The organism is Burkholderia sola (genome assembly GCF_905400185.1).
GTDB lineage: Bacteria > Pseudomonadota > Gammaproteobacteria > Burkholderiales > Burkholderiaceae > Burkholderia > Burkholderia sola.
The window spans coordinates 1-16,100 of record NZ_FR989675.1; the positions used below are offsets into that span (position 1 = coordinate 1).

Sequence of the window (16,100 nt, forward strand, 5' to 3'; positions counted from 1 at the left end):
ATGAACGATTTCTGGCAACACTGTTCCGCACTGCTGGAGCGCGAATTGACGCCCCAGCAGTACGTGACGTGGATCAAACCCTTGGCCCCGGTGGCCTTCGATGCGTCGGCGAACACGCTGTCCATCGCCGCGCCGAACCGCTTCAAGCTGGACTGGGTCAAGAGCCAGTTTTCGGGCCGGATCAGCGATCTGGCCCGTGAATTCTGGAACACGCCGATCGAAGTCCAGTTCGTCCTCGATCCGAAGGCCGGCATGCGCAGCGCCCCCGCGGGCGTCGCGCCGGCCGCCCCGCGTGCGCCGCTGGCCCCGAGCGGCCCGGCGGCGACGGTCGCCGCGATCGCCGCCAACCTGACCGCGAATGCTTCCGCTGCGCCCGCCGCGCCGGCCGACGTGCCGATGACGCAATCGGCCGCCGCCGCGCACCACCTGAACGCCGACGACGCCGACATCGACCTGCCGAGCCTGCCCGCACACGAAGCGGCAGCCGGCCGCCGCACGTGGCGCCCGGGCCCCGGTGCCGCACCCGCGAACGGCGGCGAAGCCGATTCGATGTACGAACGTTCGAAGCTGAACCCCGTGCTCACGTTCGACAACTTCGTGACCGGCAAGGCGAACCAGCTCGCGCGCGCCGCCGCGATCCAGGTCGCGGACAACCCGGGCATCTCGTACAACCCGCTGTTCCTGTACGGCGGCGTCGGCCTCGGCAAGACCCACCTGATCCACGCGATCGGCAACCAACTGCTGCTCGACAAGGCCGGCGCGCGAATCCGCTACATCCACGCCGAGCAATACGTATCGGACGTGGTGAAGGCGTACCAGCGCAAGGCGTTCGACGACTTCAAGCGCTACTACCATTCGCTCGACCTGCTGCTGATCGACGATATCCAGTTCTTCTCCGGCAAGTCGCGCACGCAAGAGGAATTCTTCTACGCGTTCGAAGCGCTGGTCGCGAACAAGGCGCAGGTGATCATCACCAGCGACACGTATCCGAAGGAAATCTCGGGCATCGACGATCGCCTGATCTCGCGCTTCGACTCGGGCCTCACCGTCGCGATCGAGCCGCCCGAGCTCGAAATGCGCGTCGCGATCCTGATGCGCAAGGCGCAGTCGGAGGGCGTGAACCTGTCGGAAGACGTCGCGTTCTTCGTCGCGAAGCATCTGCGCTCGAACGTGCGCGAGCTCGAAGGCGCGCTGCGCAAGATCCTCGCGTATTCGAAGTTCCACGGCCGCGAGATCTCGATCGAGCTGACCAAGGAAGCGCTGAAGGACCTGCTGACCGTGCAGAACCGGCAGATTTCGGTCGAGAACATCCAGAAGACCGTCGCCGACTTCTACAACATCAAGGTCGCGGATATGTATTCGAAGAAGCGCCCCGCGAACATCGCGCGGCCGCGGCAGATTGCGATGTACCTGGCGAAGGAACTCACGCAGAAGAGCCTGCCGGAAATCGGCGAGCTGTTCGGCGGGCGCGATCACACCACCGTGCTGCACGCGGTGCGCAAGATCGCCGACGAGCGCAGCAAGGACGCGCAGCTCAACCACGAGCTGCACGTGCTGGAACAGACGCTGAAGGGCTGAGCGCGCGCGCCGCGCTTGATAATTCGGCCTCCGCCCCAATTTAAGGGGGGCGGTTCGGTTTTGAGGCACAATACTGGTTTGACCGCCCCGGTGGTGGCGGGCCAAGAGCCCGGCCGGCGGGGCGCTGCGAGGCTGCTGCGCTGCAGGCCGTTACTCAACGAAGGAACTCTATGCAACTGGTCAAGACCGAACGAGACACCCTCCTCAGGCCGCTGCAAACGGTCAGCGGCATCGTCGAACGCCGCCATACGTTGCCGATCCTCGCCAACCTGCTGATCACCAAGAACGGCCCGGACGTTTCATTCCTGTCGACCGACCTGGAGCTGCAGATCACCACGCGCGCCGATTTCGGCGTCGGCGGCGACCAGGTCGCGACCACCGTCGCGGCGCGCAAGCTGCTCGACATCCTGCGCGCGATGCCTGACGGCCAGGTCACGCTGTCGCTCGCCGACAAGCGCCTCACCGTTCAATCGGGCAAGAGCCGTTTCGCACTGCAGACGCTGGCGGCCGACGAGTTCCCGACCGTCGCGCAGGCGAAGGATTTCGGCGCCACGCTCACCGTCCCGCAGAAGTCGTTCCGCCAGTTGCTCGGCATGGTGCACTTCGCGATGGCGCAGCAGGACATCCGCTACTACCTGAACGGCATGCTGCTCGTCGTCGACGGCGACCAGCTGATGGCCGTGGCCACCGACGGCCACCGCCTCGCGTTCTCGTCGATGAAGCTCGAAGGCGGCACGTTCGGCCGCCAGGAAGTCATCGTGCCGCGCAAGACGATTCTCGAGCTGCAACGCCTGCTCGAAGACATCGACGACACCGTCACCATCGACATCGCGCAAACCCAGGCCAAGTTCACGTTCGGCCAGGTCGAGCTCGTGTCGAAACTCGTCGAGGGCAAGTTCCCCGACTTCCAGCGCGTGATCCCGAAGGCGCACAAGAATTCGTTCGAGATCGGCCGTGAAGAGCTGCAGCGTTCGCTGCAGCGCGCGGCCATCCTCACCTCGGACAAGTTCAAGGGCGTGCGCTGCATCATCGCGCCGGGCCAGCTGAAGATCATGTCGACCAACGCCGATCAGGAAGAGGCGCAGGAAGAACTGGAAATCGCCTACCAGGGCGATACCGTCGACATCGGCTTCAACGTCACGTATCTGCTCGACGTGCTCGCGAACCTGAAGGTCGACACCGTGCAGGTGAGCCTCGGCGACGCCAGCTCGAGCGCGCTGATCACCGTGCCCGAGAACGACGAGTTCAAGTATGTCGTGATGCCGATGCGCATCTGACGCGCTCGACATCGCGACACACACCAGGGGGCGGCAAGCCCCTTTGGCGTTTTTATGGCGAACCGACAACCCGCCCTTTTGGTGCCTTTTCGGCACTTGGGGCGGGCCAGGAAACTGGAGCGGCCCGGCGATTTCTCGCTGAAACGCACCGCGCCGCCACGAGAGTGGCCCCGCAGAACCGGAAGATATCCATGAGTGAACAGCACAATTCGCAACCCGATAACAGCAGCTACGGCGCCTCGTCGATCCAGATCCTCGAAGGTCTGGAAGCGGTGCGCAAGCGCCCCGGGATGTACATCGGCGACACGTCGGACGGCACCGGTCTGCACCACCTCGTGTTCGAGGTGCTCGACAACTCGATCGACGAAGCGCTGGCCGGGTACTGCAACGACATCCACGTGACGATTCACGCCGACAACTCGATTTCCGTGACCGACAACGGCCGCGGGATTCCGACCGACGTGAAGATGAACGACAAGCACGAGCCGAAGCGCAGCGCTGCTGAAATCGTGATGACGGAGCTGCACGCCGGCGGCAAGTTCGACCAGAACAGCTACAAGGTGTCCGGCGGCCTGCACGGCGTGGGCGTGTCGTGCGTGAACGCGCTGTCGAGCTGGCTGCGCCTCACCGTGCGCCGCGACGGCAAGAAGCGGTTCATGGAGTTCCATCGCGGTGTTGCGCAGGATCGCGTGCTCGAGGTGGTGGACGGCGTGGAAGTGTCGCCGATGCTCGTGACCGGCGACACCGAGAACCGCGGCACCGAAGTGCACTTCATGGCCGATCCGACCATTTTCGGCACGGTCGAGTATCACTACGACATCCTCGCGAAGCGGATGCGTGAGCTCTCGTTCCTGAACAACGGTGTGCGGATTCGCCTCACCGATCTGCGTTCGGGCAAGGAAGACGATTTCGCATTCGCCGGCGGCGTGAAGGGCTTCGTCGAGTACATCAACAAGACGAAGACCAACCTGCACCCGACCGTGTTCTTCGCCAACGGCGAGAAGGATGGCGTGGGCGTCGAAGTCGCGATGCAGTGGAACGACAGCTACAACGAAAACGTGCTGTGCTTCACGAACAACATTCCGCAGCGCGACGGCGGCACGCACCTGACCGGCCTGCGGGCCGCGATGACGCGCGTCATCAACAAGTACATCACCGACAACGAAATCGCGAAGAAGGCGAAGGTCGAGACGACCGGCGACGACATGCGCGAAGGGCTGTCGTGCGTGCTCTCCGTGAAGGTGCCGGAGCCGAAGTTCAGCTCGCAGACGAAGGACAAGCTGGTTTCGTCCGAGGTTCGTGCGCCGGTTGAAGAAGTTGTGGCGAAGGCGCTCGAAGAGTTCCTGCTGGAAACGCCGATCGACGCGAAGATCATCTGCGGGAAGATCGTTGAGGCTGCTCGGGCGCGTGATGCGGCGCGGAAGGCTCGCGAGATGACGCGCCGCAAGGGCGTGCTCGACGGCGTCGGCCTGCCGGGCAAGCTCGCGGACTGCCAGGAGAAAGACCCGGCGAAGTGCGAAATCTACATCGTCGAGGGTGACTCGGCAGGTGGCTCGGCGAAGCAAGGGCGTGACCGGAAGTTCCAGGCGATCCTGCCGCTGCGCGGCAAGGTGCTGAACGTCGAGAAGGCGCGCTACGACAAGCTGCTGTCGTCGGAACAGATCGTCACGCTCGTGACCGCGCTTGGGTGCGGGATCGGCAAGGAAGACTACAACCTCGACAAGCTGCGCTATCACCGCATCATCATCATGACCGACGCGGACGTGGACGGTGCGCACATCCGGACGCTGCTGCTCACGTTCCTCTATCGCCAGATGCCGGACATGATCGAGCGCGGGTACGTGTATATCGCGCAGCCGCCGCTTTACAAGATCAAGGCGGGCAAGGACGAGCGGTATCTGAAGGATGACGTGGAGCTCAACGCGCATATGCTGCGGTTGGCGCTGCAAGGGTCGGAGCTGGTGCCGGGTGAGAATGCGGCGGCGATTTCGGGTGATGCGCTTGGGGAGCTGGCGCGGTCGTATCTGCTGTCGCAGAGCGTGATCGAGCGGTTGAGCCGGTTGTATGACCCGGCCGCGCTGGAAGCGGTCATGGACGGGGTGGTGATCGATCTCTCCAATGAGGCTTCGACCGAGGCTTCGGCTAAGGCGCTGCATGCTGCGTTGCATGACGAAGCGCTGAAGAACGAAGTGCGGGTTGTGCCTTCGTATGACGCGGTTCGCGAACAGCGGGCGCTGCACGTCGAGCGGACGCATCATGGCAACGTGCGAGTTTCGGTCATCGACCAGGAATTCCAGCACACGGCGGATTATCAGCAGCTCGTGACCACCGCGAATACGTTCAAGGGGCTCATCGGGGAAGGTGCGGTCATCAAGCGCGGTGAGCGCAGCATGGCCGTGGCGGACTTCAAGAGCGCGATGAAGTGGCTGCTGGCGGATGCTGAACGCAATGTCTCGAAGCAGCGCTATAAGGGGCTCGGCGAGATGAACCCCGAGCAGCTGTGGGAAACGACGATGGACCCGGCAGTGCGGCGACTGCTGCGCGTGCAGATCGAAGACGCGATTGCGGCGGATGGGATCTTTACTACCCTCATGGGGGATGATGTGGAGCCGCGGCGGGCGTTTATTGAGTCGAATGCGTTGCGGGCGGGGAATATTGACGTTTGATTTTTGTGTCGGGCGCCACAAAAAGTGAAGTCCGTGCCAAGTTAGTGAAAAATTTGTGCCACATAACATGAAATGGCCCGGAAAAACCGGGCCATTTTCTTTCATTTTAGATAGTTTTGGTCCGTGACTTTGGACCAAACTTAATCGAAGGGGGTCTTGAGCAGCAGCATGAACCGATCGTAGACGGCAAGCCTGCTGACCGTGGGTATCGGCAAGCTGCCATTCGGTCCAAACTCTGTTGCTGGCGTGAAAGGTCGGTGAGCGAAGCACGGCGGTCAAAACATCAAGTAGCTCCAGCGAATGGCTAAGGAGCTTGAATGCGATTTTGTGTGTCAACCTTGCTGCTTGAGGAATCCGGCGATCGCGGATGCATTCTAAGCTTCCTTCAACCGCTGTTGGCACCGCCATTGAAACTTTTACTCACGCCTAAGTTTTCGAAGCCAAGTGTCCCACGATTCAATTCGAATTGACGGATGAGTGCTCCGTTCAAAATCGTGACGTTTCTTACTCTCTTCGACGTCATCTTTTGTTCTTCCGCCGATAACAACGCATCTGATATTTATGTCTTTATCGGGGTCCACTTCCAGTCGACCCTCTGGCCCCATAAGTGAATTGTGCGCTGACCCACCATTCTCAACTTGCATTCTAATTTGATGAGCCCTCCGTCTAAAGCCTTTGATATCCTCAATTGCATGCCTAAGTCGGACTCTGATTTGATCAGTGGCCTCTTCAATTTTTCCAGAAAATTTATTGTAATGCCCTTGATTTAGTAGGTAAAAATCAGCACCCTTTATCTCAATGAAGGTGATATCCATTCTGGATCTTCCAGAGAAGATGACGAAGTCTACACGACCATTCTCCAGCGGAAACTCTGAAAAGCAAATGTATTCTTCCTTTGGGTCTGCGTAAATCTCTCCAAATATTGAAAGATCTTGTTTCAATAGAGTTTGAAGCTCTTGCTCTGTTGCCCCATTTTTCACAAGCTCCGCCAGATTGCGCTTGGAAATCATGTGGAGTTCAATTTGATTTCTGCGCAATGTTTTTTCGTGATTCTCCGGCCAAGGTGAATCAATGTGCGGATCAATCTCAAACCTGATGCGATCAGCCTCTTGCAACAATTGTTTGTTGTTTTCAATTTTTGAATTCAACTCATCCGAATCACATTTAAGAAGTATCTCGACCTCCGATGGCGCAATTGGTTTCCAGCTCGGCGCATCGTCCTTTCCTAGGGTTACCAAATCAAATGTACTGCCGCGAAACGAGTTTTCGTGGTAATGCTCGATGAATTGACAATCGGCAGGGACAAGCCCTCTTCCGATTAAAGATCGACATACACTCTCAATGGAATTGGTCACGGAAGCCCCAGAATTTATGTCTCCAATATCAGTTAACAACGCAATGACCATAGATGGATCTGCCACAAACAGTCTTACTCGACATATTCCATCTCTGCGAGTGCCAACGGTTGTAGGATAACGGTGTACGAAGTCACTTACTTTCATTTCTTTCCACCAATGCAAATATTTTAAATATCGAAAATAAAACTCGATTTCAGTCGAGTTGGCTATTTGCAATCAGCCAATGAACTTGCACGCTGCGCCACACTCGTTTTGCGCCAGAAGGTTGTCGTTCCATTTGCCATCCGCGTAGGTGCGCAAGTAAGGCACCTTGCCCGCTTCACGTACAACGCCGATGTAGATGCGCTTTCCGGTGGCTTTGTCCACCGTGTAGAACGCTTCGGTCTTGGACTCGATACGGGTGATAGCCGCCTCACGGGTGAGGCGCCACTTGTTGCCGGTGTGCCCGATGTGCGTGATGTGCTCGTGCCGGCTGTTGCGGTTCGGCTTGTTCACGCAGTTCACTTCGTAGTCGTTCACTTTGGATCCCCTTTCAATGATTGTGCATCAATCTAGATGATGCAACTCAAAGTGCAATGTAATTGCTTTCCGGGTCACGCGCAAGCAAAATGCAGCATCAATTGGATTTATGCACAATGAACTGGATCCTCAAGAGTCTGGCTGACGTACAAGCAGGGCACCCTTTCCGGGGTAGCGTGCCCTTCGTGGAGTCTGGCAATGCGTTTGCATTGCAGATGCGCGATCTCAGCCCCAGCGGCGAAGTGGCTTGGGACGGACTCGTTCGCACCGAGGTCGACACCGGCAAACCCGTGCAATGGCTGGAGCCGGGCGATGTCGTGTTTGTCGCCCGTGGCGCACGTAACTACGCCGTTTGCTTGCGGGACGTGCCCAAGCCAACAGTGTGTTCCCCAACTTTCTTCTTGATTCGCATCAAGTCGCCGACGCTGCTGCCTGAGTTCTTGGCCTGGCAAATCAACCGGGCCCCGGCTCAGCGCTACCTGACCAGCTACGCAGAAGGCTCCGACCAGCTGAGCATCCGCCGTCCTGTGCTCGAAGCGTTACCTTTGGCCCTGCCGCCGCTTGAGCAGCAACACCTTGTTGTGTCGTTGGCCGAAGCGGCGACGCACGAGGAACGACAATTTCATACCCTGATCCGCAACCGACAGCGGCAGCTCGACGCGCTGGCGCTTGCCCTCTTTTCCGACGAATCCCACGCCAACTGACCCATGAGCGCTACGCCCATTCAGCAAGACTCGATCAACGCCGCCGTCTGGAACGCCTGCGACACGTTCCGTGGCACGGTGGACCCGAGCATCTACAAGGACTACGTCCTGACCATGCTCTTTCTGAAGTACATCTCCGATGTCTGGCAGGACCACTATGACCGCTACAAGGCTGAACACGGTGACCACCCGGCGCTGATTGAAGAGCTGCTGAAGAACGAACGCTTTGTCCTGCCTCGCAGCGCGAATTTCTACGCCTTACACGAAGCCCGTCATCAGCCCGGCAATGGCGAGCGTATCGACAAGGCCTTGCATGCCATCGAAGAAGCCAACCTGGCCAAGCTGCGAGACGTATTCCAAGACATCAGCTTCAACTCGACCAAGTTGGGGGACGAGGCGCAGAAGAACGACATCCTGCGGCACCTGCTGGAGGACTTTGCCAAGCCCGAGCTCGATCTTCGTGAGAGCCGAGTGGGCACCCTCGACGTGATCGGCAACGCCTATGAGTTCCTGATCAAGAACTTCGCCTCCACCAGCGGCAAGAAGGCCGGCGAGTTCTATACGCCACCGGAAGTGTCCCAACTCATGGCCCGCCTGATGGCGCCGCGGGAAGGGGACGAAATCTGTGACCCGACCTGCGGCTCAGGCTCCCTGCTGATGAAGTGTGGTCAGCTCATCCGTGCCCGGGCTGGTAGCCGAAAGTACGCGCTTTTCGGGCAAGAGGCCATCGGCGGCACCTGGGCGCTGGCCAAGATGAACATGTTCCTGCATGCAGAGGACAACCACCGCATCGAATGGGGCGACACGCTGCGCAACCCCAAGCTGCTCGATGGCAAGGGCTTGCTCAAGCACTTTGACATCGTCGTTGCCAACCCCCCGTTTTCGTTGGAAAAGTGGGGCCATGAGGCGGCCTCAGATGATCCCTACAAGCGTTTTCGCCGTGGCGTACCTCCCCGCACCAAGGCAGACTACGCCTTCATCCTGCACATGGTCGAAACCATGAAGCCCGGCACGGGCCGCATGGCCGTGGTGGTGCCGCATGGGGTTCTCTTCCGCGGCGCTGCCGAAGGCAAGATCCGTCAAAAGCTGATCGAAGAGAACCTGCTCGATGTAGTCATCGGTCTGCCCGAGAAGCTGTTCTATGGCACGGGAATTCCTGCCGCCATCCTGGTGCTGCGCAAAAAGAAGGCCGATGACAAGGTGCTCTTCATCGATGCCAGCCGCGACTACCAAGACGGCAAGAACCAGAACGTACTGCGCCCGCAGGACCTGGACCGCATCGAACAAACCGTGCGCGCAAGGCAAAGCGTCGAGAGGTACGCCTATCTGGCCAGCCCGGCTGAGATTGCCGAGAACGAGTTCAACCTCAACATCCCGCGCTACGTGGACACGTTCGAAGAGGCCGAGGCCATCGACCTGAAAGCCGTGCGCGAAGAGCGCCTGAAGCTCAAAGCAGAGCTGGCCCTATTGGAGGAAAAGATGGCCGGCTACTTGAAGGAGCTGGGCTATGAATGAGCCGACACCACGCGCCGAGCTGGTGTTCTACGCCACCGAGGATGGCTCGGCGCAGTTCTTCCTACGCGCCGAGGACGGCACCGTCTGGCTCAGCCAGGCCGAGCTCGCCGAACTCTTCCAGACTTCCATCCCGAACATCAACATTCACATCAAAAACGTGCTTGATGAGGGAGAGTTGAGCGAAGTTCGAACTGTTAAAGATGACTTAATAGTTCGAACTGAGGGCAGCCGCCAGGTCCGTCGAACGGTCAAGCTCTACAACCTCGACATGATCTTGGCCGTCGGTTACCGGGTGAAGTCGCCACGCGGCACCCAATTCCGCCAGTGGGCCACGACCCACCTCAAGGAGTACCTGATCAAAGGCTTCGTCATGGACGACGAGCGCCTGAAGGGCGGCGACCGCTGGGATTACTTCGACGAGCTGCTCCAGCGCATCCGCGACATACGCTCGTCGGAAAAGCGCTTCTACCAAAAGGTGCGTGACCTGTTTGCGCTGTCGGTGGACTACGCGGACGATGGCCAGGCCACAGGCCTTTTCTTCGCCGAGGTGCAGAACAAGATGTTCTTCGCTGTGACGGGCCACACGGCCGCTGAGTTGATCGTGCAGCGAGCTGACCCCACCCGGCCCAACATGGCGCTCACTTCCTGGAAGGGCGGCCGTGTGCGCAAGAGTGACGTGACCGTGGCCAAGAACTACCTGAACGCCGAAGAGCTGGACCAGCTCAACCGCATCGTTAGCATGTTCCTGGACTTTGCCGAGCTGCGCGCCATGCAGCGCAAAGACCTGCGCATGACCGACTGGCAAGCCTATGTGGACAGCTTCATGGCCTTCAACGAGCAGGCCGTATTACAGGGCCCGGGCCGCATGAGCCATCAGGCCATGACGACGATTGCGCACGAACGCTATGAGCAGTTCGATGTGGCACGCCGCTATGCAGAAGCGCTGGAGGCTGATCGCGCAGAGATGCGAGAGCTAGAACAGGTCGAGAAGCAACTGAGTAGTCGACGCAAGAGCGGCAAGGGAGGGAAAAATGCTGCCTAAGGGATGGAAACAGGTCCCTCTGCACACCGTTGCAGAAGTCCGCACGGGGTTGTCCAAAAATGCGCGCCGAGAGGGAGCGACTCTGAAACGTCCGTACCTCAGGGTCGCAAACGTTCAAGACGGAGCCCTGGACTTGTCGGACGTTCAAGAGATTGACGTACCAGCTAGTCAAATGCCGCGATACACCTTGCAATCAGGCGACCTGCTGCTGATCGAAGGCAATGGAAATCCCGAAAACCTCGGGCGCGGTTGCTTATGGCGCGGCCAAATCCCAGAAGCTGTTCACCAGAACCATGTGTTTGCTGTGCGAACACATACGAATGGACCGTTGCTACCTGAATTCTTAGAGTTGCAGGTTCAATCCCCATACGGCCGCGGTTACTTCCTATCTTGTGCCAAAGGATCAACGGGTCTTTCATCGCTGAACTCTACTCAGCTCAAAAGCTTCCCAGTCATTCTTCCTTCATATGAAGAGCAGTGTCGCATTGCGCGGGTGATTTACACGTGGGACGCTGCTATTACTACGACAGAAAAGCTCCTTACCAACAGCCGCAAGCAGAAGCAGGCACTCATACAGCACTTGCTGTTTCAAAGCGAAGCGCAAGTAGACAAATATTGCCTGTCTGATATTTCCGAGCGGGTGAAACGGGACAGCGATGGAGATGAGCATCCCATTCTGATGATTTCTTCTGGGTCAGGTTTTGTACAGCAAAACCAGAAGTACAGCCGCTTCATGGCTGGCAAGAGCTTGAACGACTACATTTTGTTGAAACGCGGAGAGTTTGCTTACAACAAGGGCAATTCCAAACTCTATGAGTTTGGTTGTGTCTTTCCATTGGAGAACTACGACACGGGCTTAGTGCCTCATGTCTACGTTTGCTTCCAGCTCGACGAGCGCTGTCATCCAGACTACTTCAAGTTTCTGTTTGAAGCTGATTACCTTCATGATCAGTTAGGCGCCTTGGTCAATACAGGAGTGAGAAACAACGGCCTTCTGAACATCCGCCCAGCAGATTTCATGAATGTCACTGTTCCGGTGCCACCTCTGGCACGTCAGGAATACATTGCAGATGTACTGATGGCTGCGTCAGAACAAGCACGGTTGCTACAAGAAGATTTAGATGCGCTGCGGTTGCAAAAGCGTGTCCTTTTGGCTGACTTGTTGACAGGCAAACGGCGCGTTCGCGTGGCCAACTCGATGGCAGAACCGGAGGCCGCATGAGCGCCCCCCCTCAAACTCGCGAGCAATACAGCGCCCACATTCCAGCGCTTCACCTGCTCATCAACTTGGGCTGGAGTTTCCTGACCACAGCCCAGGCACTGGCCTTGCGCGGCAGCACGCGCGAGGTCATCCTCAAAACGCGCCTGATCGAAGTGCTGCAAACCCGCCGCTTCGACTACAAGGGCGAATGGTTCCCGCTCTCGCCCAGCGGCATCGATCAGATCCTGCGTCAAGTGCAGACGGTGAACCTGCCCGAGGGCCTGTTGTCAGCCAACGAGCGTGTCTACCAAATACTCACGCTGGGTGTGACCGTCACCGAGTTCATGTCCGATGGAAAGAGGCACCAGCCGACCATTGCCCTCGTGGACTGGAACGATGCTGCTGCCAACCGCTGGGACGTGACCGAAGAGTTGGAGGTGTTGTCCACCCACGGCACACACTACCGCGCACCCGATGTGGTGGCCTATGTGAACGGCTTGCCTTTGGTGGTGATCGAGGCCAAGCGTCCTGACGCCACCCACGCAGGGCAAGCCATGGTCGACGAAGGCATCAGCCAGCAGTTGCGCAACCAGCGGCCTGACGAGATCCCTCAGCTCTTTGCCTACGCCCAGTTACTGCTGGCCGTGAGCCACACCGAGGGGCGCTATGGCACCACCGGCACGCCCTTGAAATTCTGGGCACGCTGGCGTGAAGAGCAGTTTGGCGACGCACAGCTGAGCGAGTGGAAGAATCGGCCGCTCAGTACTGAAGCAGAGGCCACGTTGCTGGCAGACAAGCCGGCCAAGCTTCAAACCTATTTCCGTGAACTTTGGGCACAGCCGCTTCTCCCGACCGATCAAGATCGCTTGCTGGCGGCCATGCTGCATCCGCAGCGCTTGCTGGAGTACCTGCGCCTGTTCGTCTTGTTTGATCGCAAGGTGGGCAAGGTGGTGGCTCGCTACCAGCAGTTTTTCGGCATTCGGGCCCTGCTGGAGCGCGTCAACCAGCGCACGCCAGATGGGGGGCGAGAAGGCGGTGTGGTGTGGCACACCACAGGCTCGGGCAAGAGCTTCACCATGATCTTCCTGACCAAGGCGCTGGTGTTGCACCAGAACACTCAGACCTGTCGCGTGATTGTAGTAACCGACCGTCTGGACCTGGAAGACCAACTAGCACGCAACTTCATGAACAGCGGCGCCTTCGGTTCAGCCGTGGCCACTAAGAAGGACGGTGAGAAAGCCAAGGTGAGCTCGGGCCGCGAGCTGGCCAAGCGCATCGGCCAAGGCTCCGAGCGCATCATCTTCACCCTGATCCACAAGTTCGCAACCGCCTCCAAGCTGCCCGAGTGCTACAACCCATCGGCAGACGTGATCGTGCTGGTGGACGAGGGTCACCGCAGCCACGGCGGTGAAACCCACGAGCGCATGCGCAAGGCTCTGCCGCGCGCAGCCTACGTGGCTTTCACCGGAACGCCCTTGCTGAAGAAAGGTAAGACGGCCAACAAGTTCGGCCCCATCGTGCATGCCTACACCATGCAGCGTGCCGTGGAAGATGGCACGGTGACACCTCTGCTGTACGAAGAGCGCGTGCCAGAGTTGACGATCAACGAAGAGGCTGTCAACCGCTGGTTTGACCGTATCACGGCGGGCCTCAGCCCCGAGCAGGCGGCAGACCTCAAGCGCAAGTTCGCTAGCAAACAAGCCGTGTACGGCGCCGTGAACCGGATTGAACTCATTGCCTGGGACATCGCCCAACATTTCAACGAGAACATAAAGAAGCTCGGCTTGGGCCTCAAAGGGCAAGTGGCCACGGCCAGCAAGCTGGAAGCCATCCACTACAAGCAGTACCTCGACGACTCGGGGTTAGTATCCAGCGCCGTCATCATTTCTGCCCCGGACAGTCGCGAAGGTAACACCGAGGTCGACGAGAGCAAGCTGCCCGAAGTTCAGAAGTGGTGGAACACCCACGTAGGCAAGAACGCCGATGGCTATGAACAACAAGTCTTGCAGGACTTTGGTGGTGACGGCGAACCGGATCTGTTGATCGTGGTGGATCGGTTGCTGACCGGCTTTGATGAGCCGCGCAACACGGTGCTTTACATCGACAAGCCCTTGAAGGAGCACAACCTCATTCAAGCGGTGGCACGTGTGAACCGCCTGCACGAGGCAAAGCGTTACGGCGTGCTGGTGGACTACCGTGGCATCTTGAAAGAGCTGGACACGGCCGTACGTGCCTACCAAGATTTGGAGAGTCGCACGCAAGGCGGCTACGAGCTGGCAGACATCGAAGGTCTGTATCAGCAGATGAGCACCGAGTACAAGCGCTTACCTGGCCTGCACGATGAGCTGTGGGCGATCTTTGCCGAGGTGCAGAACAAGCAGGATCTGGAGCAGTACAGGCAGCTGCTGATGCCGCGCTATGCGGAGGATGAGGACGGCCAGACCTACGACACGCGCCAGAAGGTTCGTGACGACTTCTACAGAGCACTGACCGCGTTCGGCCTTTGCCTTCAAACCGCCTTGTCTTCACGAAGTTTTTTTGAGGACCACAGCTTCTCCGAGGCGGATGTCCATCGATACAAGGAAGACCTGCGCTTCTTCATCGGCCTGCGCACGATCGCTCGCCAGGATGCATTGGAGACGGTTGACTACAGCGTCTATGAGGAGCAGATCCGCCGCCTGGTGGACAAGCAAGTGATCGGCAGCCAGATTCGCGAGCCCGAGGGGGTTTACCTGGTTCATCAGCTTGGGCAGCCTGAGGCCGCCGAGCAATGGAGCGAAGAAAAGACACGCAACGAGACGGACATGATCCGCACGCGTCTCAAGAAGACGATCGAGCAGGATCTGGCCGACGATCCCTATGCGCAGAAAGTGTTTGCTGATTTGCTGAAGCAGGCCATCGCCGAGGCTGAGGCTATGTTCGATCACCCGTTGAAGCAGTACGCCTTGTTCAAGAAGTTCGAAGAACAAGTGGAAGCACGAGACATCGACGGTCTGCCAGCGGAGCTGAGTGATAACAAGCACGTTCGCGCGTACTTTGGTATCTGCCGATTGGTGCTTGGCAAAGATGCGTTCGCACATACAGATCAAGCAGTATGGATTGGGCAGGCCAAAGAAATCGATGCCGTGGTGCAGCAAGCCGTGGCCGAGCATTCACTGAATCCACAGAACATTGAGGCAGCCATCCGCAAGGCATTGCTCCCGAAGCTCTTCGGATTGATGGGGCTCGACATAGCCAAGGAAGCCATCGATCAGGTGATTCAAGTCACCCGAGTTGGCTTGGCTCGGAGCATGACGTGACGCAATACGCCGTGGCCTACGGAGATCAGCAGATACGCTTTTCCCTGAGGCATCTGCCGCGCCCGGCAAGACGCGTATCTATCCACGTCACGCCAGATGGTTCGGTTCACGTCGATGCGCCTGAGGGTGCAACGTTGCCACAGGTCAAGCAAGCGGTAAGGCAACGTGCGGCTTGGGTGTGGCAGCAACTGCAAGCAGTGAAGTCACGAAGGATTCACGTCCTTCCCCGTGAGTACGTGAGTGGCGAAACGCACTTCTATCTCGGTCGGCGCCACATGCTGAAGGTCTTGCCAGTTGAAGGTGCGGAGCCGGGTGTGCGCCTGTGGCGCGGCCGACTCGAGATCACGGTAGTGAGGCCAGACGCGTTGACTGTCCGCAAATTGCTGGAAGATTGGTACAGGCAACGTGCGGCGGACATCTATGCCAAGGTTCTCTCAGAGATGGCACCACGAACGGGTCTCCGCCGTGTATTACCGCCAATGCGTTTGCTGTCAATGCGAACCCAGTGGGGCAGTTGCTCGCCGAAGGGCGAAATCTTGCTCAATCCACATCTGATCAAGGCGCCTAGGCCGTGCATCGAGTACGTCGTGGTTCATGAACTGTGCCACCTCCGGGAGCACAACCATAGCGAACGCTTCTACAGGCATCTGGCCCGAGCCTTGCCGGATTGGGAGGCTCGAAAGGCGGAGCTTGACGACTTGGCCGAGCTCTTACTCAATCGGTAATGGGCTGCCAGAGAGCCTCAACGCGAGCGGTTGTAGCTGTTTTTATTTTTTGTGGCACGGATGCCGGATCCTGTCGCTATTAATGACACACCCGGTCCGGTCCGCCACATATTTGTTCTTCATCCGCTCTCGATATCGAGCATCCTTCATTCGGATCATCACCCACGGTTTCGTCGCTAGTCGCTTCGCTTAGCAAAACGAAGTTCCAAGTGGCTA

Annotated in this window: 11 protein-coding genes; 9 read left to right on the forward strand and 2 right to left on the reverse strand. The window is 58.6% G+C overall.

Going from position 1 to position 16,100, the window contains the following annotated elements; translation table 11 throughout:
• From dnaA to gyrB, 3 genes are all read left to right on the forward strand, one after another.
• Window positions 1-1,578 (forward strand): chromosomal replication initiator protein DnaA (gene dnaA, locus KR541_RS00005; RefSeq protein WP_216089291.1); only part of this gene is annotated, 1,578 nt, incomplete at its 5' end.
• Window positions 1,579-1,748: 170 nt separating this feature from the next.
• Window positions 1,749-2,855, forward strand: coding sequence for a DNA polymerase III subunit beta (gene dnaN / locus KR541_RS00010; protein ID WP_089487990.1), 1,107 nt, complete (start codon window positions 1,749-1,751; stop codon window positions 2,853-2,855).
• Window positions 2,856-3,046: 191 nt separating this feature from the next.
• A complete protein-coding gene (gene gyrB / locus KR541_RS00015) occupies window positions 3,047-5,521 on the forward strand; it encodes a DNA topoisomerase (ATP-hydrolyzing) subunit B (RefSeq protein ID WP_021163999.1) in 2,475 nt (824 codons plus the stop codon).
• Between the two features lie 416 nt (window positions 5,522-5,937).
• On the opposite strand, the gene KR541_RS00020 is transcribed toward gyrB, so the two are convergent.
• Window positions 5,938-7,023 (reverse strand): Shedu immune nuclease family protein, encoded by a 1,086-nt coding sequence (locus tag KR541_RS00020; protein ID WP_216089292.1) that lies wholly within the window; start codon window positions 7,021-7,023, stop codon window positions 5,938-5,940.
• 72 nt (window positions 7,024-7,095) lie between these two features.
• Entirely contained in the window at window positions 7,096-7,398 is a 303-nt protein-coding gene (locus KR541_RS00025; RefSeq protein WP_216089293.1) for a DUF3892 domain-containing protein, read from the reverse strand.
• A gap of 116 nt (window positions 7,399-7,514) precedes the next feature.
• On the opposite strand from KR541_RS00025, the gene KR541_RS00030 reads away from it, so the two are divergent.
• Genes KR541_RS00030 through KR541_RS00055 form a run of 6 tightly spaced genes read left to right on the forward strand, consistent with a single transcriptional unit; the run spans window position 7,515 to window position 15,884 of the window.
• Entirely contained in the window at window positions 7,515-8,102 is a 588-nt protein-coding gene (locus tag KR541_RS00030) for a restriction endonuclease subunit S (protein WP_216089294.1), read from the forward strand.
• 3 nt (window positions 8,103-8,105) lie between these two features.
• Window positions 8,106-9,617, forward strand: coding sequence for a type I restriction-modification system subunit M (locus KR541_RS00035; RefSeq protein WP_216089295.1), 1,512 nt, complete (start codon window positions 8,106-8,108; stop codon window positions 9,615-9,617).
• The gene (locus KR541_RS00040; RefSeq protein ID WP_216089296.1) at window positions 9,610-10,659 is read left to right on the forward strand and encodes a virulence RhuM family protein; all 1,050 of its coding nucleotides are present in this window, start codon (window positions 9,610-9,612) and stop codon (window positions 10,657-10,659) included. The genes KR541_RS00035 and KR541_RS00040 overlap by 8 nt, the downstream gene beginning before the upstream one ends.
• Entirely contained in the window at window positions 10,649-11,881 is a 1,233-nt protein-coding gene (locus tag KR541_RS00045) for a restriction endonuclease subunit S (protein ID WP_216089297.1), read from the forward strand. Before KR541_RS00040 ends, KR541_RS00045 begins: the two co-directional genes overlap by 11 nt.
• The gene (locus tag KR541_RS00050) at window positions 11,878-15,159 is read left to right on the forward strand and encodes a type I restriction endonuclease subunit R (protein WP_216089298.1); all 3,282 of its coding nucleotides are present in this window, start codon (window positions 11,878-11,880) and stop codon (window positions 15,157-15,159) included. The genes KR541_RS00045 and KR541_RS00050 overlap by 4 nt, the downstream gene beginning before the upstream one ends.
• Window positions 15,156-15,884 carry a M48 family metallopeptidase gene (locus KR541_RS00055; protein WP_216089299.1) on the forward strand — a complete coding sequence of 243 codons (729 nt, stop codon included), beginning with the start codon at window positions 15,156-15,158 and terminating at the stop codon, window positions 15,882-15,884. The genes KR541_RS00050 and KR541_RS00055 overlap by 4 nt, the downstream gene beginning before the upstream one ends.
• Window positions 15,885-16,100: the final 216 nt, after the last annotated feature.